Source organism: Zoogloea sp. (assembly GCF_041904905.1).
In the GTDB taxonomy this organism is placed as follows: Bacteria; Pseudomonadota; Gammaproteobacteria; order Burkholderiales; family Rhodocyclaceae; genus Zoogloea.
The window spans coordinates 32,006-49,483 of record NZ_JAYRMI010000002.1 but is presented as its reverse complement, the minus strand read 5'-3'; the positions used below and the strand labels follow the sequence as shown (position 1 = coordinate 49,483).

Here is a 17,478-nt window from a genome sequence, read left to right as displayed (position 1 = left end):
AGCAAGATGGATCTACTTCTCTCCGGGCGCGCCGCAGCCCGCCGGCTCACCCGGCAGGTCAAGGTTGGCCGCGTGCTGGTCGGTTCCGATGGGCCGGTCGTCGTCCAGTCGATGACCAACACCGACACCGCCGACGATTTCGCCACCGTGATGCAGGTGGCCCAGCTGGCCCGCGCGGGTTCCGAGATGGTGCGCGTCACCGTCAACACCGACGAGGCCGCCAAGGCCGTACCGAAGATCCGCGAGAAGCTGCTCGCGATGAACCTCGACGTGCCGCTGGTGGGCGATTTCCACTACAACGGCCACAAGCTGCTCGCCGACAACCCGGCCTGCGCCGAGGCCCTCGACAAGCTGCGCATCAACCCGGGCAACGTGGGGCAGGGCGCCAAGCGCGACACCCAGTTCGCCTCCATCGTCGAGATCGCCTGCAAGTACGACAAGCCGGTGCGTATCGGCGTGAACTGGGGCAGCCTCGATCAGTCGGTGATGGCGCGGATCATGGACGAGAACGCCAGGCGCGCGATTCCCCGCGATGCCGGCGCGGTGATGCGCGAGGCGCTGGTCACCTCCGCGCTCGAATCCGCCGCCAAGGCCGAGGAATATGGCCTCGCCGGCAACAAGATCATCCTGTCCGCCAAGGTCAGCAGCGTGCAGGATCTCATCGCCGTGTATCGCGATCTGGCCGCCCGCTGCGACTACCCGCTGCATTTGGGCCTCACCGAAGCCGGCATGGGTTCGAAGGGCATCGTCGGCTCAACCGCGGCGCTGGCCGTGCTGCTCCAGGAAGGGATCGGCGACACCATCCGCGTATCGCTGACGCCGGAGCCCAACGGCAGCCGCACCCAGGAAGTCATCGTTGCCCAGGAAATCCTCCAGACCATGGGCCTGCGGGCCTTCACGCCGATGGTCACCGCCTGCCCCGGCTGCGGCCGCACCACCAGCACCCTGTTCCAGGAGATGGCGTCCGACGTCCAGAACTTCGTGCGCGACAACATGCCCGTGTGGCGCGACCGGTTCGACGGCGTCGAGAACATGACCCTCGCGGTGATGGGCTGCATCGTCAATGGTCCGGGCGAGAGCAAGCACGCCAACATCGGCATCTCGCTGCCGGGCACCGGAGAATCGCCCGCGGCGCCGGTGTTCGAGGACGGCGTCAAGACCCAGACCCTGCGCGGCGACAACATCACCAACGAATTCAAGGCCATCATCGAGCGTTACGTGGCCCGCACCTATCCCCGCAAGGGCGCGGCTGTCTGACAGGCCGCAGTCAACAGAAGAACAAAAGGAATCATGAGCAAGACCCTCCAGGCCGTCCGCGGGATGAACGACATCCTGCCCGACGAGGCCGAAACCTGGGAGCACTTCGAGGACATCGTCCGCGACTGGCTGCACAGCTACGGTTACCGTCCCATCCGCATGCCCATCGTCGAGCCGACGCCGCTGTTCAAGCGCGCCATCGGCGAGGTGACCGACATCGTCGAGAAGGAGATGTACTCCTTCGAAGACGCCCTCAACGGCGAACACCTCACCCTGCGCCCGGAAGGCACCGCCTCGTGCGTGCGCGCGGCGATCCAGCACAACCTGCTGTTCGGCCAGCCGCGCCGGCTCTACTACCACGGCCCGATGTTCCGCCACGAGCGCCCCCAGAAGGGCCGCTACCGCCAGTTCCATCAGGTGGGTGTCGAGGCCCTGGGCTTCGACGGCCCGGACATCGACGCCGAGCACATCCTGATGTGCGCCCGGCTGTGGGACGACCTGGGCCTCGAGGATGTGAAGCTCGAGATCAATTCCCTTGGCAGCAGCGAGGAGCGCGCGGCGCACCGGGCGGCCCTGATCGCCTACCTCGAGCAGCACCAGGACCGCCTCGACGAGGACGGCAAGCGCCGCCTCTACACCAACCCGCTGCGCATCCTCGACACCAAGAACCCCGATCTCCAGGCCATTGTCGAAGCCGCGCCCAAGCTCGCCGAGTTCCTGGGCGAGGAATCGCTCAAGCACTTTGACGGCGTGCAGACCGTGCTGAAGGACGCCGGGCTGCCTTATCGCATCAACCACCGCCTGGTGCGTGGGCTGGATTACTACAACCGCACCGTGTTCGAGTGGGTCACCACGCGCCTCGGTGCCCAGGGCACCATCTGCGCCGGCGGCCGTTACGACGGGCTGGTTGCGCAGCTGGGTGGCAAGCCGGCGCCTGCGGCGGGGTTCGCGATGGGCGTCGAGCGCCTCCTCGCCTTGTGGCAGGAATCCGGCGGCGAAGCCCCACGGGCGGTGCCGGACGTCTATCTCGTTCACGCCGGCGAGGCCGCGCAGCGTGCCGCCTTCCGCGTCTCCGAGGCGCTTCGGGGCTGCGGTTTCGCGGTCACCCAGCACTGCGGGGGGGGCAGCTTCAAGTCCCAGATGAAACGCGCCGATGCCTCCGGTGCGCCGTTTGCCGTGGTGATTGGCGACGACGAGGCGGCGGCGGGCGAAGTGAGCCTCAAGCCCCTGCGCGACGGGGGCGAACAGATCCGCGTGCCCATGGACACGCTCCCCGAAACCCTGGCCGACCGCCTACTAGATTCGGAAGAAGACGATGGCAGCATTTGACCTCGAAGAGCAGGAACAGATTTCCCAGATCAAGGGCTGGTGGGAACAGTACGGCAAGCTGGTGACCACGCTGGCGGTGGTGGCTGCGCTGGCCTCCGTCGGCTGGCAGGGCTGGAACTGGCACAAGGGCAAGCAGGCCGCCGAGGCCTCGGTGCTCTACGATCAGCTCCAGAGCGCGGCCGCCGAGCGCAACGCGCCCAAAGTCCGCGAGATCGCCGGCTCCTTGCTCGAAAAGTACAGCGGCACGGCCTACGCCGATCTGGCGGCCCTGCTGTCGGCCAAGATCCAGGCCGAGGCCGGCGATCTGAAGAACGCCCGGGTGCCGCTGGCGTGGGCCGCCGGCAACGCGAGCGATCCTGCGCTGCGGGATCTCGCCCGCCTGCGTCTGGCCAGCGTGATGCTGGACGACAAGGCTTACGACGAGGCGCTGGCCCAGCTGCAGGCGGCTCCGGATGAAAGCCTTACCGCCCGTTTTGCCGACCTGAAAGGCGACATCCTGGTCGCCCAGGGCAAGAAGGAAGACGCGCGCGCCGCCTACAAGACGGTCGTGACGAGCCTCGAGAAGGCCACCAAGGCCGAGGCGGTGACCCTGCGCGAGATCGCCCAGGCCAAGCTCGACGCGGTCGGGGGTGCCCAATGAAAACCCGCGATCGGGCTTTGATCGTTGCCGGGACGCTGGCGCTGGCCGCCTGCAGCTCGCTCAACCCGTTCTCGGGCAGCGGCAAGCAGGCAGCCCTCGCGCCCATCGCCAGTCCGGTGGCAACGAGCGAAGCGTGGCGGGTGCGCGTCGGCGAGGCCGGCGTGTTCGTGCTCCAGCCGGCCATCGTCGGCGATGCCGTGTTCGCGGCCGGCGACGGCAACGTGGTGCGCATCGACGGCGGCCGGGTGCGCTGGAAGACGCCCGTCAAGGCGACGGTCTCCGGTGGCGTCGGTAGCGACGGGAGCCTCGTCGCGGTCGGCACGCCGAAGGGTGAGGTGATCGCCCTCGACGCCGACAGCGGTCAGATCAAATGGCGCGTCCAGGTGAATGCCGAAGTGCTCGCCGCGCCGGCGGTGAGCAGCGGCGTGATCGTTGTGCGCAGCGCCGACAGCCGTCTGTTCGGCCTCGACCCGGCGGACGGGCGGCAGCGCTGGGTGTATCAGCGCGCAACCCCGCCGCTGTCGCTGCGCAATTCGGCCGGCGTGGTGCTCGAAAGCAACGCCATCCTGGCAGGCTTCCCCGGCGGCAAGCTGGCCGCGGTCAGCCCCCAGAACGGCAGCCTGATGTGGGAAGGTACCGTGGCGATCCCCCGCGGCGCCACCGAACTTGAGCGCATGTCCGACATCACCAGCCTGCCCGTGCTTGGCAGCCGCGCCACCTGTGCGGTGGCCTATCAGGGGCGCATCGCGTGCTTCGACATGAGCAACGGCTCAACCCTGTGGACCCGCGATCTGTCCAGCTCGAAGGGGCTGGACATGGACGACAGCCAGGTGTTCGTGACCGATGAGAAGGGGGCCGTGCTGGCCCTCGACCTCGGTAGCGGCGCCAGTGTCTGGAAGCAGGATCAGCTTGCCGGGCGCGGCACCGGTCGCCCCCGGGTCATCAACGATTACGTGGTCGTCGGCGACGCCGAAGGCTACGTCCATCTGCTGCGCAAGGACGACGGCAGACTGGTCGGGCGTCAGCGACCCGCGTCCAGCCCCATCGTCGCCGACCCGCAACGAGCAGGCAGCAGCATCGTCGTCCAGACGCGCGACGGCAACGTCGCGGCGGTCGGCGTTCAATAACGGAGTCGCCTGCGCGTGAAACCAACCCTCGTCCTCGTCGGACGCCCCAATGTGGGCAAGTCCACCCTCTTCAACCGACTCACCAAGACCCGGGACGCCCTCGTGGCCGATTTCCCCGGGCTCACCCGCGATCGGCGCTACGGCCTGGGTCGCGCAGCAGAGCGGGAATTCCTCGTCGTCGATACCGCTGGTTTCGACCCGGTGGCCAAGGAAGGCATCGTCCATGAGATGGCCAAGCAGGCCGAGCAGGCCATCGCCGAAGCCGATGCGCTGCTGTTCATGGTGGATGCCCGCAACGGCCTGACGCCCCACGACGAGCAGATCGCTAGCCGTCTGCGCCGCGCCGGCCGCCCGACCTTTCTGGTCGTGAACAAGGCCGAAGGCATGAACCGGTCGATGATCTCCGCCGAGTTCCACCAACTCGGGCTGGGCGAGCCCCTGTGCATCTCGTCGGCCCATGGCGATAACGTCAATGCGCTGATGGAGCTGATCCTCGAGAGCTTCCCCCAGGACCCCGAAGACGACGAGCCTGCAGGCAAGGGCCCGCGCGTCGCCATCGTCGGGCGCCCCAATGTGGGTAAGTCCACGCTGGTCAACACGCTGATCGGCGAAGAGCGGGTGATCGCCTTCGACATGCCCGGCACCACCCGCGACGCCATCGAGGTGCCCTTCGAGCGCAACGGCCAGCACTACACCCTGATCGACACCGCCGGCCTGCGCAAGCGCGGCAAGGTCTTCGAGGCGGTCGAGAAGTTCTCGGTCATCAAGACCCTCCAGGCGGTCGAGCAGGCCAACGTGGTGGTGCTGGTGCTCGACGCCAGTCAGGAGATCTCCGATCAGGACGCCCACATCGGCGGTTTCGTCGTCGAGGCGGGCCGGGCGCTGGTGGTGGCGGTGAATAAATGGGATTCGGTGGACGATTACCGCCGCCAGCGCATCAAGGAAGACATCGACCGCAAGCTGCCCTTCCTGGGGTTCGCGCGCTTCCTGTATGTCTCAGCGCTCAAGGGGCAGGGCATCGTGCCGATGCTGAAGGCCGTCGATGGCGCCTACGCGGCGGCCATGACCAAGCTCGCCACCCCCAAGCTCACCCGCCTGTTGCTCGACGCCGTGGTCAAGCAGCAGCCTCCGCGCCACGGCGGCTTCCGGCCCAAGATGCGCTACGCTCACCAGGGCGGGATGAATCCGCCGGTGATCGTGGTGCACGGCAGCGCCCTCGATCATGTGCCGGCTTCATATACGCGCTATCTTGAACGCACCTTCCAGGAGGCGTTCAAATTGCAGGGAACGCCGCTGAGGATACAATTCAGGTCTTCCCACAACCCCTACGCCACCAGGGATTGACGAACCGATTTCCACACCACCGGGCGACCCTCGGCGCAAATGCGGCGCCGCAGCAAATCGCTCTATAATTATTCAAAACTACAACCATAGAGGTTCTACCATGAGCAACAAGGGGCAACTCCTTCAAGACCCATTCCTCAACGCCCTGCGACGCGAGCACGTGCCGGTTTCGATCTACCTCGTCAACGGCATCAAGCTGCAGGGGCAGGTCGAGTCTTTCGACCAGTACGTCGTCCTCCTGAAGAACACCGTCACCCAGATGGTTTACAAGCACGCCATCTCCACCGTGGTGCCGGCCCGCCCCGTCAACATTCAGCAGGAACAGAACGAGGCAGCAAGCTGAACCGGCCGATGATGCGGCCGGCGAGCGGCCAATCTGGCCCCGGGGGCTGGCATGTTTGAACGGCCGGCCTCGGGGACACGGGCGATCGTCGTCCAGGTCGATTTTGGCCTGGGCGGTATCGAAGAGCGCCTCTCGGAAGTGTCGCTGCTGGCGCAGAGCGCCGGGGCGACCATCGTCGGCGTCGTTCAAGGTCGGCGTCAGGCGCCCGACCCGGCGCACTACGTCGGAAAGGGCAAGGCCGAGGAAATCGGCCTGGTCGCCCAGATGAATGCGGCCGACATCGTCATCTTCAACCACGACATCACCGCCGCGCAGCAGCGCAATCTGGAGCGCAAGCTCAACTGCCGGGTGATCGACCGCTCGGCGTTGATCCTCGACATCTTCGCACTGCGCGCCAAGAGTCACGAAGGCAAGCTGCAGGTCGAGCTTGCCCAGCTGCAGCACCTTTCCACCCGACTCGTGCGGGGCTGGACCCACCTTGAGCGCCAGAAGGGCGGTATCGGTCTGCGCGGTCCGGGCGAAAAGCAGCTCGAGACCGACCGCCGTCTGCTCGGCGAGCGGGTCAAGCTGCTCAAGGATCGCCTCGCCAAGCTTGAGCGCCAGCGCTCGGTGCGCCGACGCGCCCGGGAGCGCCGGGATGTGCTCTCGGTTTCTCTGGTCGGCTACACCAATGCCGGCAAGTCCACGCTCTTCAATGCGCTGACCAAGGCCGGCGCCTACGCGGCCGATCAGCTGTTCGCCACGCTGGACACCACCTCCCGGCGGCTTTTCCTTGGCGAAGCCGGGAACATCGTGCTGTCCGACACGGTCGGATTCATCCGAGACCTGCCGCATTCGCTGGTCGCAGCCTTTCATGCCACGCTCGAGGAGACGGTTTGCGCCGACCTCCTGCTGCATGTGGTGGATTCGGCCAGCGAGGATCGGGAGGGGCAAATCGCCGCGGTCAATGCGGTGCTGGAGGAGATCGGGGCCGGCACGCTGCCGCAGATCCAGGTCTGGAACAAGATCGATGCCACGCTGGCGAGTCCGGAGGTCCAGCGGGACGCTTGTGGTAAGATCACGCGCGTTTTGCTCAGCGCCCGCACCGGCGAAGGGCTCGAGTTGCTGCGTCAGGTTCTCACCGACGTGGCGCTGGAACACAAGGCGGCCCTGGCCGCCGCATCGGAAAGTCCGGATACCTTCTGAAGCGTCCGGGCTTCAACCATTCCCGGAGCGGATAATCACTGTGATCTCAGGCATCCTCATGTCTCTCAACGATCCCAAATGGGGCAATCGCGGCGGCGGCGACAACCGCGGCGGCGACAATCAGGGGCCGCCCGACCTTGAAGAACTGTGGCGCGACTTCAATCGCCGCCTGTCCGGCATGTTCGGGCGTAGCGGCGGGCGGGGCGGCGGCGGGTCGGGCGACGACGGTGGAAATCGCCTGCCCGAGATGAACTTCCGCCAATTCGGCGGTGGCATCGGGCTGATCGCGGCCTTCGCGGGGGTGATCTGGCTGGCCAGCGGCTTTTACATCGTCGATGCGAGCCAGCGCGGGATCGTGCTGCAGTTCGGGCGGTTCATCGAGGCTACCGAGCCCGGTCTGCGCTGGCGTCTGCCGTACCCCATCCAGACTCACGAGCTTGTCAACCTCACCGGGGTCCGCACCGTCGAGATCGGCTACCGTGGCTCTGAGCGCAACAAGGTGCTCAAGGAAGCCCTGATGCTGACGGACGACGAGAACATCGTGAACATCCAGTTCGCCGTCCAGTACATCCTCAAGGATCCGCAGCAATATCTGTTCAACAACCGCAACGCCGACGACTCGGTGATCCAGGCGGCCGAGACCGCCGTGCGGGAGATCGTCGGCAAGAGCAAGATGGACTTCGTGCTCTACGAAGGGCGGGAGCAGGTGGCCGCCAATGCCCAGAAGCTCACCCAGGACATCCTTGATCGCTACGCGACGGGTATCCAGGTCAGCAAGGTGACGATGCAGAACGCCCAGCCGCCCGAGCAGGTGCAGTCGGCTTTCGACGATGCCGTGAAGGCGGGCCAGGATCGGGAGCGCCAGAAGAACGAAGGCCAGGCCTACGCCAACGACGTCATCCCGCGGGCGCGCGGTGCAGCCTCGCGGCTGCTCGAAGAGGCCGATGCCCACAAGAACCGTGTGGTGGCTCAGGCCGAAGGCGATGCGTCGCGCTTCCGCCAGATCTACGCCGAGTACGCCAAGGCGCCCGAGGTCACTCGCCAGCGGATGTACCTCGAAACCATGCAGCAGGTGCTCACCAACTCCTCCAAGGTGCTGGTGGATACCAAGGGCAGTAACAACCTGCTCAGTCTGCCGCTGGACAAGCTCATCCAGGCGACGGCAGCCCAGACACCGGCTTCGCCTGCAGGCGACCCGGTGGCGGCCGTCGCACGGCCGGCCCAGATGCCGACCGGGGTCGAAGGCGCCGCTCCGCCTCGTCCCGATGCGCTCTCGGGTGAGGCGCGTACCCGGGAAGCCACCCGCAACCGTGAGCGGGGAGATCGCTGATGCGTGACCGACTTCCATTCTTTGCAGGCATCGGCCTGTTCGTCTTCGCGATCCTGTCGATGAGCCTGTTCACCGTCGATCAGCGGCAGCACGCGCTGGTCTTCCAGCTGGGTGAGGTGAAGGGTCAGATCAGCGAGCCCGGTCTGCATTTCAAGATCCCGCTGATCCAGAACGTCCGCTACTTCGACAAGCGCATCCTCACCCTGGACACCTCCGAGCCGGAGCGCTTCATCACGTCCGAGAAGAAGAACGTGCTGGTCGACCTCTTCGTGAAGTGGCGGATCGTCGATCCCAAGCTCTACTACATCTCGGTGGGCGGCGACGAGACCCGGGCCAAGACCCGTCTCGAGCAGACCGTCAATGCCGGCCTGCGTGAGGAGTTCGGCAAGCGCACGGTGCATGAAGTGGTGTCCGGCGAGCGGGACAAGATCATGGACGAGATGCGCAGCAAGGCCGATCTGGATGCCCGGAAGATCGGCGTGCAGATCGTCGATGTGCGCCTGAAGCGGGTGGATCTGCCGGCCGAGGTTTCCGAATCCGTCTATCGCCGGATGGAGGCCGAGCGCAAGCGCGTGGCCAACGAGCTGCGTTCCCAGGGCGGCGCCGAAGCCGAGAAGATCAAGGCCGACGCCGACAAGCAGCGGGAGGTGATCCTCGCCGAAGCCTACCGTGAGGCCCAGAAGATCAAGGGCGAGGGCGACGCGAAGGCGTCGGCGATCTACGCCCAGGCCTTCGGCCAGAGCCCCGAGTTCTACGCCTTCTACCGTAGCCTCGAGGCCTACCGCAGCACCTTCAAGAGCAAGTCCGACGTGCTGGTGATCGAGCCGAATTCCGACTTCTTCAAGTATCTCAAGTCGTCTGGCGGCCGTGCGCCGGCTGCGCCCGAGGCCGCGAAGAGCAACAAGAACGGGAAGTGATGGGGCGCACCCTGATCCTCGCCTTCGCGCTGATGTTGGTGCTCGAAGGTATCATCCCGTTCGTGGCTCCGGCCGCCTGGCGCGATACCTTCGCCCGCCTGATCCGGCTGGCCGACGGGCAGATCCGCTTCGTCGGCCTTGGTTCGATGCTTCTCGGCCTCGTCATTTTGTTTGTCTTTACCTGAGGCGCTTTACCCATGTTGCGTTGGGTTCTACCCGAATACATCCAGGATGCCCTGCCCGCAGAGGCAGCAAAGCTGGAAGATCTGCGCCGTCGTCTCCTCGATGCGTTTCGCCTGAACGGCTACCAGCTGGTGGCGCCGCCGCTGCTCGAATACCTCGAGTCGCTGCTCACCGGGGCCGGCCAGGATCTGAATCTCAAGACCCTCAAGCTGGTCGATCAGCTCTCCGGCCGGACGATGGGCGTGCGGGCCGACATCACGCCGCAGGTGGCGCGCATTGACGCCCACCTTCTCAACCGGAAGGGCGTGGCGCGGCTGTGCTACTGCGGTAGCGTCGCCCACGCGGTGCCGTCCTGCCTGACCGCCACTCGCGAGCCGCTGCAACTGGGCGCAGAGATCTACGGCCATGCCGGCATCGAGGCCGACGCGGAGGTGATCCGCCTGCTCGCCGAGACCCTGCAGATCGCGGGGGTCGGCACCTCCCGCATCGATCTGGGGCACGTCGGGCTGTTCAAGGCGCTGGCCGCCAAGGCCGGTCTGCTGCCCGAGCAGGAGGAGGCGCTGTTCGATTGCCTGCAGGCGAAGGATCTGCCGGGCCTGCAGGATCTGCTCCGCGACGTGACCGGTGCGTCCCGTGCGGCGCTGTTCGCGCTGCCCACGCTTTACGGTGGTGTCGAGGTGTTGGCCAGGGCGCGCGAAATCATGCCGGCCGATCCGGAGATCCAGACGGCGCTGGCCGATCTCGAGGCGCTGGCGACCCGTCTGGCCGGCTTGCCGATCAGTTTCGATCTGGCCGACCTGCGCGGTTATCACTACCACAGCGGCGTGGTCTTCGCGGCTTACGGCGGCAACTCGCCGGTGGCGCTGGCGCTCGGTGGGCGCTACGACAGCGTTGGCCGGGCCTTCGGTCGTGGTCGGCCAGCGACGGGGTTCAGCCTCGATCTGCGCGAGCTGGCGCTGCAGGTGGCAGACCCGGCGCTGCCGGGCTCGATCCTCGCCCGGGACAGCGCTGAGCAGGGGTTTGCCGATGCGGTCGCAGGTCTGCGCGCCGCCGGCGAAAGTGTGACGATTGAATTGCCCGGCCATGAAGGCACGTGGCGTGAGGCCGGCTGTGACCGGCGTCTGGTTCTGCGGGGCGGTGCCTGGCAGGTTGAACCGCTTCAGGGAGAGTAATAAATGGCAAAGAATGTAGTGGTTGTCGGCACCCAGTGGGGCGACGAAGGCAAGGGCAAGATCGTGGACTGGCTCACCGATCAGGCTCAGGGGGTCGTGCGCTTCCAGGGTGGCCACAATGCCGGTCATACGCTGGTGGTCGGGACCACGGAATACAAGCTCAACCTGGTGCCGTCGGGCATCGTGCGCGAGGGCGTCGAGTGCTTCATCGGTAACGGCGTGGTGCTGGATGTGCACCACCTGCTGGCCGAGGTGCGCGGCCTGGAAGCGGGCGGCATCAAGGTGCGCGAGCGTCTCAAGATCAGCCCGGGCTGCCCGCTGATCCTCGGTTACCACTCGGCCGTCGATCGCGCCCGTGAAGCCAAGAAGAGCGCCGGCGCCAAGATCGGCACCACCGGCAAGGGCATCGGCCCAACCTACGAAGACAAGGTGGCCCGCCGCGCGCTGCGCGTCTACGATCTGCTCGACCCGAAGCGCTTTGCCGAAAAGCTGGCCGAGAACCTGGAATACCACAACTTCGTGCTGACTCAGTATCTGGGTGCCGACCCGGTCGATTTCCAGACCGAGTTCGATCAGGCGATGGCTGACGCGCAGGAGATCCTGCCGATGGTCACCGACGTGTCGGCCGATCTTTACGCCATCAACAAGAATGGCGGCAACCTGCTGTTCGAAGGTGCCCAGGGCACGCTGCTGGATATCGATCACGGCACCTATCCCTTCGTCACCTCCAGCAACTGTGTGGCGGGGCAGGCGGCGGCGGGTTCCGGCGTCGGTCCGGGGCGTCTGCACTACGTGCTGGGCATCACCAAGGCCTACTGCACCCGTGTGGGCGGCGGCCCGTTCCCGACCGAGCTGGATTTCGAGACCGAAGGCACGCCGGGCTATCAGATGTCCACCGTCGGCCGCGAGTTCGGCACCGTGACCGGGCGCAAGCGCCGCTGCGGCTGGCTCGATCTGGCTGCGCTCAAGCGCTCGATCATCATCAACGGCGTGTCCGGCCTGTGCATCACCAAACTGGACGTGCTCGATGGCCTGAAGGAGCTCAAGCTCTGTGTGGGCTACATGCTCGACGGCAAGCGCATCGACCTGCTGCCGATGGGCTCGGAGGAAGTCGTCCGCTGCGAACCCATCCTTGAAACCATGCCGGGCTGGAGCGGGACCACGTTCGGCGCCCAGACCTGGGATGCGCTGCCGCCGGAGGCGCGTGCCTACCTGCACCGCATCGAGGAGATCTGCGAGGTGTCGATCGATGTGATCTCGACCGGCCCTGAGCGGGATGAGACCATCCTCAAGCGCCATCCTTTCGGCGCCTGATCGCTTCAGCCATCGCCTTGCCCTGCGGCCCCTCCGGGCTGCGGGGCAGGGCGGTGGGGTTTTGCGCCAATCCGCGGGGAACGCTTGTGGCGTCCGGGATGTCTAATCGCCATCCCGGAAAAACAAAAAGCCGATCGAAGAATCGACCGGCTTTCCTGAAATCTGGTGCCCAGAAGAGGACTCGAACCTCCACGCCTCGCGGCACTAGTACCTGAAACTAGCGCGTCTACCAATTTCGCCATCTGGGCAGCGAAGCCGCTATTATAGACAAGTCCAATGCGAATGCAAATCCTCCCCACGTACTGCCTGCTGGCCCCGATGTTCGGGAAAGGGGAGGGTGCGTCTGAGACTTTGCCGCGCGAGGCTAGCGCACAAAACAAAAAGCCGATCGAAGAATCGACCGGCTTTCCTGAAATCTGGTGCCCAGAAGAGGACTCGAACCTCCACGCCTCGCGGCACTAGTACCTGAAACTAGCGCGTCTACCAATTTCGCCATCTGGGCAACGAAGGCGCCATTATAGATCAGAAAGAACACGTGTCAACTTATAAGTCCAAAAACATCAAAAAACTGAGCAAGCTGCGTCGCAGCGACCCCTTCTTCGAGCGTGAGATCCAGAAGTACGACTTCCCGCTCCCGAGCCGCGAGTTCATCGTCCAGATCCTCGCCGAGCAGGGCGTGCCGATGCCGTTTCCGGACGTCGCCGCGGCCCTCGACATCCTGCCCGAAGAGCTTGAGTTCTTCGAACGCCGCATGCGTGCCATGGAGCGCGACGGGCAGGTGATGCGTAACCGGCGCGGCGCCTACCTGCTGCCGGCCAAGGCCGACCTGCTTCGGGGAACCGTGCAGGGCCACCCGGATGGCTACGGTTTCGTCGTGACCGACGACGAGCATCCAGACATCTTCCTCGGGCCCAATGAGATGCGCGAGGTGCTCCACGGCGACCGGGTGATGGTCCGCATTGCCGGGCAGGACCGCCGTGGGCGCCCCGAGGGCAAGCTGGTGGAGGTGCTGGAGCGGGCCAACACCCGGATCGTCGGTCGCGTGCTGGTGGAGAACGGGGTGACCCTGGTGGTGCCCGAGAATCGTCGCATCTCCCAGGAGATTCTGCTGGCGCCGGGCAAGAGCAAGGCCAAACCGGTGGCTGGGCAGGTGGTGGTGGTCGAGCTGGTGGAGCAGCCGACTCGCTACGCCCAGCCGGTCGGGCGCATCGTTGAAACCCTGGGCAACTATGCCGACCCCGGGATGGAGATCGAGATTGCGCTGCGCAAGCATGAGCTGCCCTACGAGTTCTCCAGCGAGGCCAAGGCCCAGGCGCGCAAGCTGCCCGAGAAAGTCCGCAAGATGGACTGGAAGGGCAGGGAGGATCTCACCCAGCTACCGCTGGTCACCATCGATGGCGAGACGGCCCGCGATTTTGACGACGCGGTGTTCTGCGAACGCCAGGGCCGGGGGTTCCGGCTGGTGGTGGCGATTGCCGACGTGTCGCACTACGTCACCGTCGGGTCTGCGCTGGATGGCGAGGCGTACGACCGGGGCAACTCGGTGTACTTCCCGCGGCGGGTGATTCCGATGCTGCCCGAGAAGCTCTCCAACGGCCTGTGCTCGCTCAACCCGCAGGTGGAGCGCCTGTGCATGGTGTGCGACATGGCGATCTCCCAGACCGGCGCGGTCAAACAGTATCGCTTCTATCCGGCGGTGATGTTCTCCAAGGCGCGCCTCACCTATAACCAGGTGGCCGCTGCGTTGTACGACAACGATCCGGCTGCGCTCGAGGTGATCGGCGAGCTGCTGCCGCACCTGCAGAACCTCGACAAGCTCTTCCGCGTGCTGCTGAAGGCCCGTGCCAAGCGGGGCGCGATCGATTTCGAGACGCAGGAAACGAAGATGATCTTCGACGACAACGGCAAGATCGCCCAGATCGTGCCGGAGACCCGCAACGACGCCCATCGCCTGATCGAAGAGTGCATGCTGGCCGCCAACGTCTGCGCGTCGGATTTCCTCCAAGCCAACGAGCATCCGGCGCTCTACCGCGTGCACGAAGGCCCGACGCCCGAGAAGCTGGCCAAGCTGCGGGATTTCCTGGCCGAGTTCGGCATCCAGTTGGGGGGGGGCGAAGAGCCCAAGGCGGGCGATTACGCGCGCCTGCTCGAACAGATCCAGGGCCGCCCCGATCTGCAGCTGCTCCAGACCGTGATGCTGCGCTCCCTGCGTCAGGCGGTGTACAGCCCCGAGAACGTGGGCCACTTCGGTCTGGCGTACGACGCCTACACCCACTTCACCTCGCCGATCCGCCGCTATCCCGACCTGCTCGTCCACCGGGCGATCAAGGCGGTGCTCAGCGGCGAGCGCTACGTGCCGGCGCAGGACGCGGGCGACTGGGAGGCCATCGGGATGCACTGCTCGATGACCGAGCGGCGCGCCGACGAGGCCGACCGGGATGTGGAGAACTGGCTCAAGTGCTATTACATGCAGGACCGGATCGGCGAGGAATTCGACGGCAGCGTTTCGGCGGTGGTACCTTTCGGGCTTTTCGTGGCGCTGGACGATGTTTTTGTCGAAGGCCTGGTGCACATCTCCGATCTGGGCAACGATTACTTCCACTACGACGACGCCCACCACAGCCTGGTGGGCGAGCGGACCGGCGAGCGCTATCGCCTGTCGGATCGGGTGCGGGTGCAGCTGGTGCGGGTGAACATGGAAGCCAGCAAGATCGACTTCCGGATCGTCACCGGCCCGGCCCGCGCCACCGAGCGGGTCGGCAAGACCGCCAAGGATCAGGCCGCAAGGGCATCGGCGCCGGCCGCTGTCGAGACCCCTGCGCGGCGTCGCCGGGGCAAGACCGAGGCCGAACGCGCGGACGTGCCTGCCCTTGAGCCGACCGAAGTGCCGGCTGCCAAGGCCAAGCCTGCTGCCCGCAAGGCGCCAGCCCAGCCGGTCGAGCAGCCCGTTGAGCGTCCGGCCACGAAACCTGCCGTCAAACCCAAGGCTGCCAAGCCGAAGGCAAGCCCGAGCGCCAAGCCTGCCAAGGCGGCCTCAAAGACCGCCAAGCCCCGCAAATCTGCGACGGGCGCCGCCAAGAAGAAAGCAAAACGTGTCTGATAACACCGCAAGTTCCCGTCTCATCTACGGCTTCCACGCCATCCTCGCCAAGCTCCGCCATGATCCGGAAGCGATCTTCGAGATCTACACCGACGCCAAGCGGAACGACCCGCGCGCGCGGGACCTCGTCCGCCACGCGGAGCAGCTTGGCACGCGCCTGATCCCCACCGAGGGCGAACGCCTCGACAAGATGGTCGGAACGCGTCGCCATCAGGGCGTCGTGGCCCGCATCGATGGGCGCCGCAAGGAGCTGAAGCTCGCCGATGTGCTCGACGGCCTGACCGAACCGGCGTTGCTGCTGGTGCTCGACGGCATCCAGGACCCCCACAACCTGGGCGCCTGCCTGCGGGTGGCCGACGCGGCCGGTGCCCATGCGGTGATCGCCCCCAAGGACAAGGCGGTCGGGCTCAACGCCACCGCCGTGAAGGTGGCTAGCGGCGCAGCCGATACGGTGCCGTACATCACCGTGACCAACCTGGCCCGCGCCCTGCGCGAGATGCAGGACGCCGGCGTGTGGGTGCTGGGCGCGGCGGGGGAGGCCGACAAGTCGATCTACACCGTCGACCAGAAAGGCCCGATTGCCTGGGTGCTGGGCGCCGAAGGCGACGGGCTGCGCCGCCTGACCCGCGACACCTGCGACGAGCTGGTGAGCATTCCGATGTACGGCACGGTGGAGAGCCTCAACGTGTCGGTGGCGAGCGGCCTGTGCCTCTTCGAGGCACGCCGTCAGCGGCAGTGAGGATCGACTACGCGGAAGTCCGCGCCTTGCTGCGTCAGAGCCGCAGCGGGGCGCTCGGCACCCATTCGGTGGCGATGGCGGGCTTCCCCTTCGTGAGCGCGGTGCCGTTTGTTGCCGATGCGCTGGGCCGGCCGGCGTTCCTGCTCAGCGGGCTTGCCGAGCACACGCGCAACCTGCTGGCGGACCCGCGGGCGAGCCTGCTGGTCACCGACGGGGAGGGGGTCGATCTGGCCCAGGCCCGTCTCACCCTGATCGGGCGAGTATCCCCCGTGGACCTGGACGAAGCGGCCCGGCAGCGCTTCGTGCGTTATAGCCCGGAGTCGGCGCTCTATCTGGAGCTGGGCGACTTCCGGTTCTTCAGGATGGAGCCGGTCAGGGCGCGCTTCATCGGTGGCTTCGGGCGGATGGGGTGGGTCGATGCGGAGCCGCCTGCCGCGGTGCTCGACCCGGCCGCCGAGGCGCTGATCGTCGAACGTCTGGCACGCCTCGCGCCGGCCGGGGTGGCCGTGGTGGGGGTAGATCGCGAGGGGCTGGACGTGCGGATCGCCGGGGTGCTGCGTCGCCTCGCGTTGCCCGGCGACGGGGAAGCCCCGGCGCTGGAAGACGCCGCCGGAATCCTGCTGCAGGGGCTCGAGGCGCCGCCCGCGGCCGATGGCCTTGCCTGAACTCAATCGACCCGGTTGAGCTTGTCCATGTATTGCTTGGTGAACACGCGGTCGGGCAGATCCTTCGCGGTCATCTGGGAGTAGCGCAGGGTCGAGACCTCGCCTTTTTTCAGGGAGTCCTCCATCACCAGCTGGGTGGGGCGCACGCGGCCGCCGAGATCCTTGAACTTCTCGTAGCGGCACACCTTCAGCAGGCGATCGGAGAGGGAGTAGAACTCCGCCTTGTACGGCCAGTTGTTGGACTGGCGCACCCAGTAGAGCACCTTGGCGTAAGTCACCCCGCGGTCGACGGCGGTGAGTTCGAGTACGTGCATCTTCTCGCCGTCGATGGTGTCGGTGCGGAGGATCTTCGGTTCGTAGTCACCCGAGAAGTTGGCGCGGGCGAGGTCGCCGTTGGCCACCTGGCCGGTGAGCCGCTGGGACAGGGAGAGGCGGACAGGCTGCGACACGTTGGGCATGAAGACCCACAGGTCACGGCCGCGCATCAGCATCGCCTGGCCCTTGTCGGCAGCTGGTTCGAGGGTCTGGACGATGGTGTTCTCGTTGCCCTTGGAGAGGATGCGGTACTTGCGATCTTCCGGCTGCTCGCCCGACGTCACCGACGAGATGTCGATCATGACCTGGAAGCCGTCGCGCGGAAAGCGGATCTCGTCGGCCTTCGCCACGATGGCCTTGGCCAGCTCGGTCGGGTCGTCGGCGATGGCCGGGGTGCCTGCCAGGAGGGCTACGGCCGTCAGCGCCGCCCCAAGGAGCCGGGGCAGGCAGCGCGAAGGGCAAAATTTTAAGCTCATAGTGTTATCCTTTAAAAGCAAACAACATAGACCGGTGCGCCG

16 protein-coding genes and 2 tRNA genes are annotated in these 17,478 nt (G+C 66.2%); 15 read left to right on the top strand and 3 right to left on the bottom strand.

The window, feature by feature from the left end; all coding sequences use genetic code 11:
• The first annotated feature begins 6 nt into the window (after positions 1 to 6).
• From ispG to ACE3N6_RS00985, 12 genes are all read left to right on the top strand, one after another.
• Entirely contained in the window at positions 7 to 1,257 is a 1,251-nt protein-coding gene (gene ispG / locus ACE3N6_RS01040) for a flavodoxin-dependent (E)-4-hydroxy-3-methylbut-2-enyl-diphosphate synthase (RefSeq protein ID WP_374243303.1), read from the top strand.
• A 33-nt stretch (positions 1,258 to 1,290) separates the two neighbouring features.
• Entirely contained in the window at positions 1,291 to 2,586 is a 1,296-nt protein-coding gene (hisS, locus tag ACE3N6_RS01035) for a histidine--tRNA ligase (protein WP_374243302.1), read from the top strand.
• Positions 2,573 to 3,226: a YfgM family protein gene (locus ACE3N6_RS01030; RefSeq protein ID WP_374243301.1), complete on the top strand. Its 654-nt coding sequence runs from the start codon at positions 2,573 to 2,575 to the stop codon at positions 3,224 to 3,226. Before hisS ends, ACE3N6_RS01030 begins: the two co-directional genes overlap by 14 nt.
• Positions 3,223 to 4,353: an outer membrane protein assembly factor BamB gene (gene bamB, locus ACE3N6_RS01025; protein ID WP_374243300.1), complete on the top strand. Its 1,131-nt coding sequence runs from the start codon at positions 3,223 to 3,225 to the stop codon at positions 4,351 to 4,353. The genes ACE3N6_RS01030 and bamB overlap by 4 nt, the downstream gene beginning before the upstream one ends.
• 15 nt (positions 4,354 to 4,368) lie before the next feature.
• A complete protein-coding gene (der, locus tag ACE3N6_RS01020) occupies positions 4,369 to 5,697 on the top strand; it encodes a ribosome biogenesis GTPase Der (protein WP_374243299.1) in 1,329 nt (442 codons plus the stop codon).
• 100 nt (positions 5,698 to 5,797) lie between these two features.
• Positions 5,798 to 6,040 (top strand): RNA chaperone Hfq, encoded by a 243-nt coding sequence (gene hfq, locus ACE3N6_RS01015; RefSeq protein ID WP_079434940.1) that lies wholly within the window; start codon positions 5,798 to 5,800, stop codon positions 6,038 to 6,040.
• Positions 6,041 to 6,091: 51 nt separating this feature from the next.
• The gene (gene hflX, locus ACE3N6_RS01010; protein WP_374243298.1) at positions 6,092 to 7,225 is read left to right on the top strand and encodes a GTPase HflX; all 1,134 of its coding nucleotides are present in this window, start codon (positions 6,092 to 6,094) and stop codon (positions 7,223 to 7,225) included.
• A gap of 58 nt (positions 7,226 to 7,283) precedes the next feature.
• Entirely contained in the window at positions 7,284 to 8,555 is a 1,272-nt protein-coding gene (gene hflK, locus ACE3N6_RS01005; protein ID WP_374243297.1) for an FtsH protease activity modulator HflK, read from the top strand.
• Entirely contained in the window at positions 8,555 to 9,472 is a 918-nt protein-coding gene (gene hflC / locus ACE3N6_RS01000) for a protease modulator HflC (RefSeq protein WP_374243296.1), read from the top strand. The genes hflK and hflC overlap by 1 nt, the downstream gene beginning before the upstream one ends.
• A complete protein-coding gene (locus tag ACE3N6_RS00995; protein ID WP_374243295.1) occupies positions 9,472 to 9,657 on the top strand; it encodes a DUF2065 domain-containing protein in 186 nt (61 codons plus the stop codon). Before hflC ends, ACE3N6_RS00995 begins: the two co-directional genes overlap by 1 nt.
• Positions 9,658 to 9,669: 12 nt before the next feature.
• Positions 9,670 to 10,827, top strand: coding sequence for an ATP phosphoribosyltransferase regulatory subunit (locus tag ACE3N6_RS00990; protein WP_374243294.1), 1,158 nt, complete (start codon positions 9,670 to 9,672; stop codon positions 10,825 to 10,827).
• 3 nt (positions 10,828 to 10,830) lie between these two features.
• Positions 10,831 to 12,141 (top strand): adenylosuccinate synthase, encoded by a 1,311-nt coding sequence (locus ACE3N6_RS00985; protein WP_374243293.1) that lies wholly within the window; start codon positions 10,831 to 10,833, stop codon positions 12,139 to 12,141.
• Positions 12,142 to 12,304: 163 nt separating this feature from the next.
• Here ACE3N6_RS00985 and ACE3N6_RS00980 read toward each other — a convergent pair.
• Positions 12,305 to 12,389 (bottom strand) — tRNA-Leu (locus ACE3N6_RS00980).
• A 169-nt stretch (positions 12,390 to 12,558) separates the two neighbouring features.
• A tRNA-Leu gene (locus tag ACE3N6_RS00975) sits at positions 12,559 to 12,643 on the bottom strand.
• A 33-nt stretch (positions 12,644 to 12,676) separates the two neighbouring features.
• On the opposite strand from ACE3N6_RS00975, the gene rnr reads away from it, so the two are divergent.
• From rnr to ACE3N6_RS00960, 3 genes are read left to right on the top strand one after another with little or no spacing between them, the layout of a single operon-like run.
• Positions 12,677 to 15,241 (top strand): ribonuclease R, encoded by a 2,565-nt coding sequence (rnr, locus tag ACE3N6_RS00970; protein WP_374243292.1) that lies wholly within the window; start codon positions 12,677 to 12,679, stop codon positions 15,239 to 15,241.
• Positions 15,234 to 15,980 (top strand): 23S rRNA (guanosine(2251)-2'-O)-methyltransferase RlmB, encoded by a 747-nt coding sequence (gene rlmB, locus ACE3N6_RS00965; protein WP_374243291.1) that lies wholly within the window; start codon positions 15,234 to 15,236, stop codon positions 15,978 to 15,980. Before rnr ends, rlmB begins: the two co-directional genes overlap by 8 nt.
• Positions 15,977 to 16,645, top strand: a complete 669-nt coding sequence (locus tag ACE3N6_RS00960) for a HugZ family protein (RefSeq protein ID WP_374243290.1) — start codon at positions 15,977 to 15,979, stop codon at positions 16,643 to 16,645. The genes rlmB and ACE3N6_RS00960 overlap by 4 nt, the downstream gene beginning before the upstream one ends.
• A 2-nt stretch (positions 16,646 to 16,647) precedes the next feature.
• Here the strand turns inward: ACE3N6_RS00960 and ACE3N6_RS00955 are convergent, their stop codons facing one another.
• Complete coding sequence (locus ACE3N6_RS00955; protein WP_374243289.1) at positions 16,648 to 17,436, bottom strand: outer membrane lipoprotein-sorting protein; 789 nt, start codon at positions 17,434 to 17,436, stop codon at positions 16,648 to 16,650.
• Positions 17,437 to 17,478: the final 42 nt, after the last annotated feature.

Coding starts and splice junctions, on each gene's coding strand:
- ispG (WP_374243303.1), top strand. CDS start 7: ATGGATCTACTTCTCTCCGGGCGCGCCGCAGCCCGCCGGCTCACCCGG.
- hisS (WP_374243302.1), top strand. CDS start 1,291: ATGAGCAAGACCCTCCAGGCCGTCCGCGGGATGAACGACATCCTGCCC.
- ACE3N6_RS01030 (WP_374243301.1), top strand. CDS start 2,573: ATGGCAGCATTTGACCTCGAAGAGCAGGAACAGATTTCCCAGATCAAG.
- bamB (WP_374243300.1), top strand. CDS start 3,223: ATGAAAACCCGCGATCGGGCTTTGATCGTTGCCGGGACGCTGGCGCTG.
- hfq (WP_079434940.1), top strand. CDS start 5,798: ATGAGCAACAAGGGGCAACTCCTTCAAGACCCATTCCTCAACGCCCTG.
- hflX (WP_374243298.1), top strand. CDS start 6,092: ATGTTTGAACGGCCGGCCTCGGGGACACGGGCGATCGTCGTCCAGGTC.
- hflK (WP_374243297.1), top strand. CDS start 7,284: ATGTCTCTCAACGATCCCAAATGGGGCAATCGCGGCGGCGGCGACAAC.
- hflC (WP_374243296.1), top strand. CDS start 8,555: ATGCGTGACCGACTTCCATTCTTTGCAGGCATCGGCCTGTTCGTCTTC.
- ACE3N6_RS00995 (WP_374243295.1), top strand. CDS start 9,472: ATGGGGCGCACCCTGATCCTCGCCTTCGCGCTGATGTTGGTGCTCGAA.
- ACE3N6_RS00990 (WP_374243294.1), top strand. CDS start 9,670: ATGTTGCGTTGGGTTCTACCCGAATACATCCAGGATGCCCTGCCCGCA.
- ACE3N6_RS00985 (WP_374243293.1), top strand. CDS start 10,831: ATGGCAAAGAATGTAGTGGTTGTCGGCACCCAGTGGGGCGACGAAGGC.
- ACE3N6_RS00955 (WP_374243289.1), bottom strand. CDS start 17,436: ATGAGCTTAAAATTTTGCCCTTCGCGCTGCCTGCCCCGGCTCCTTGGG.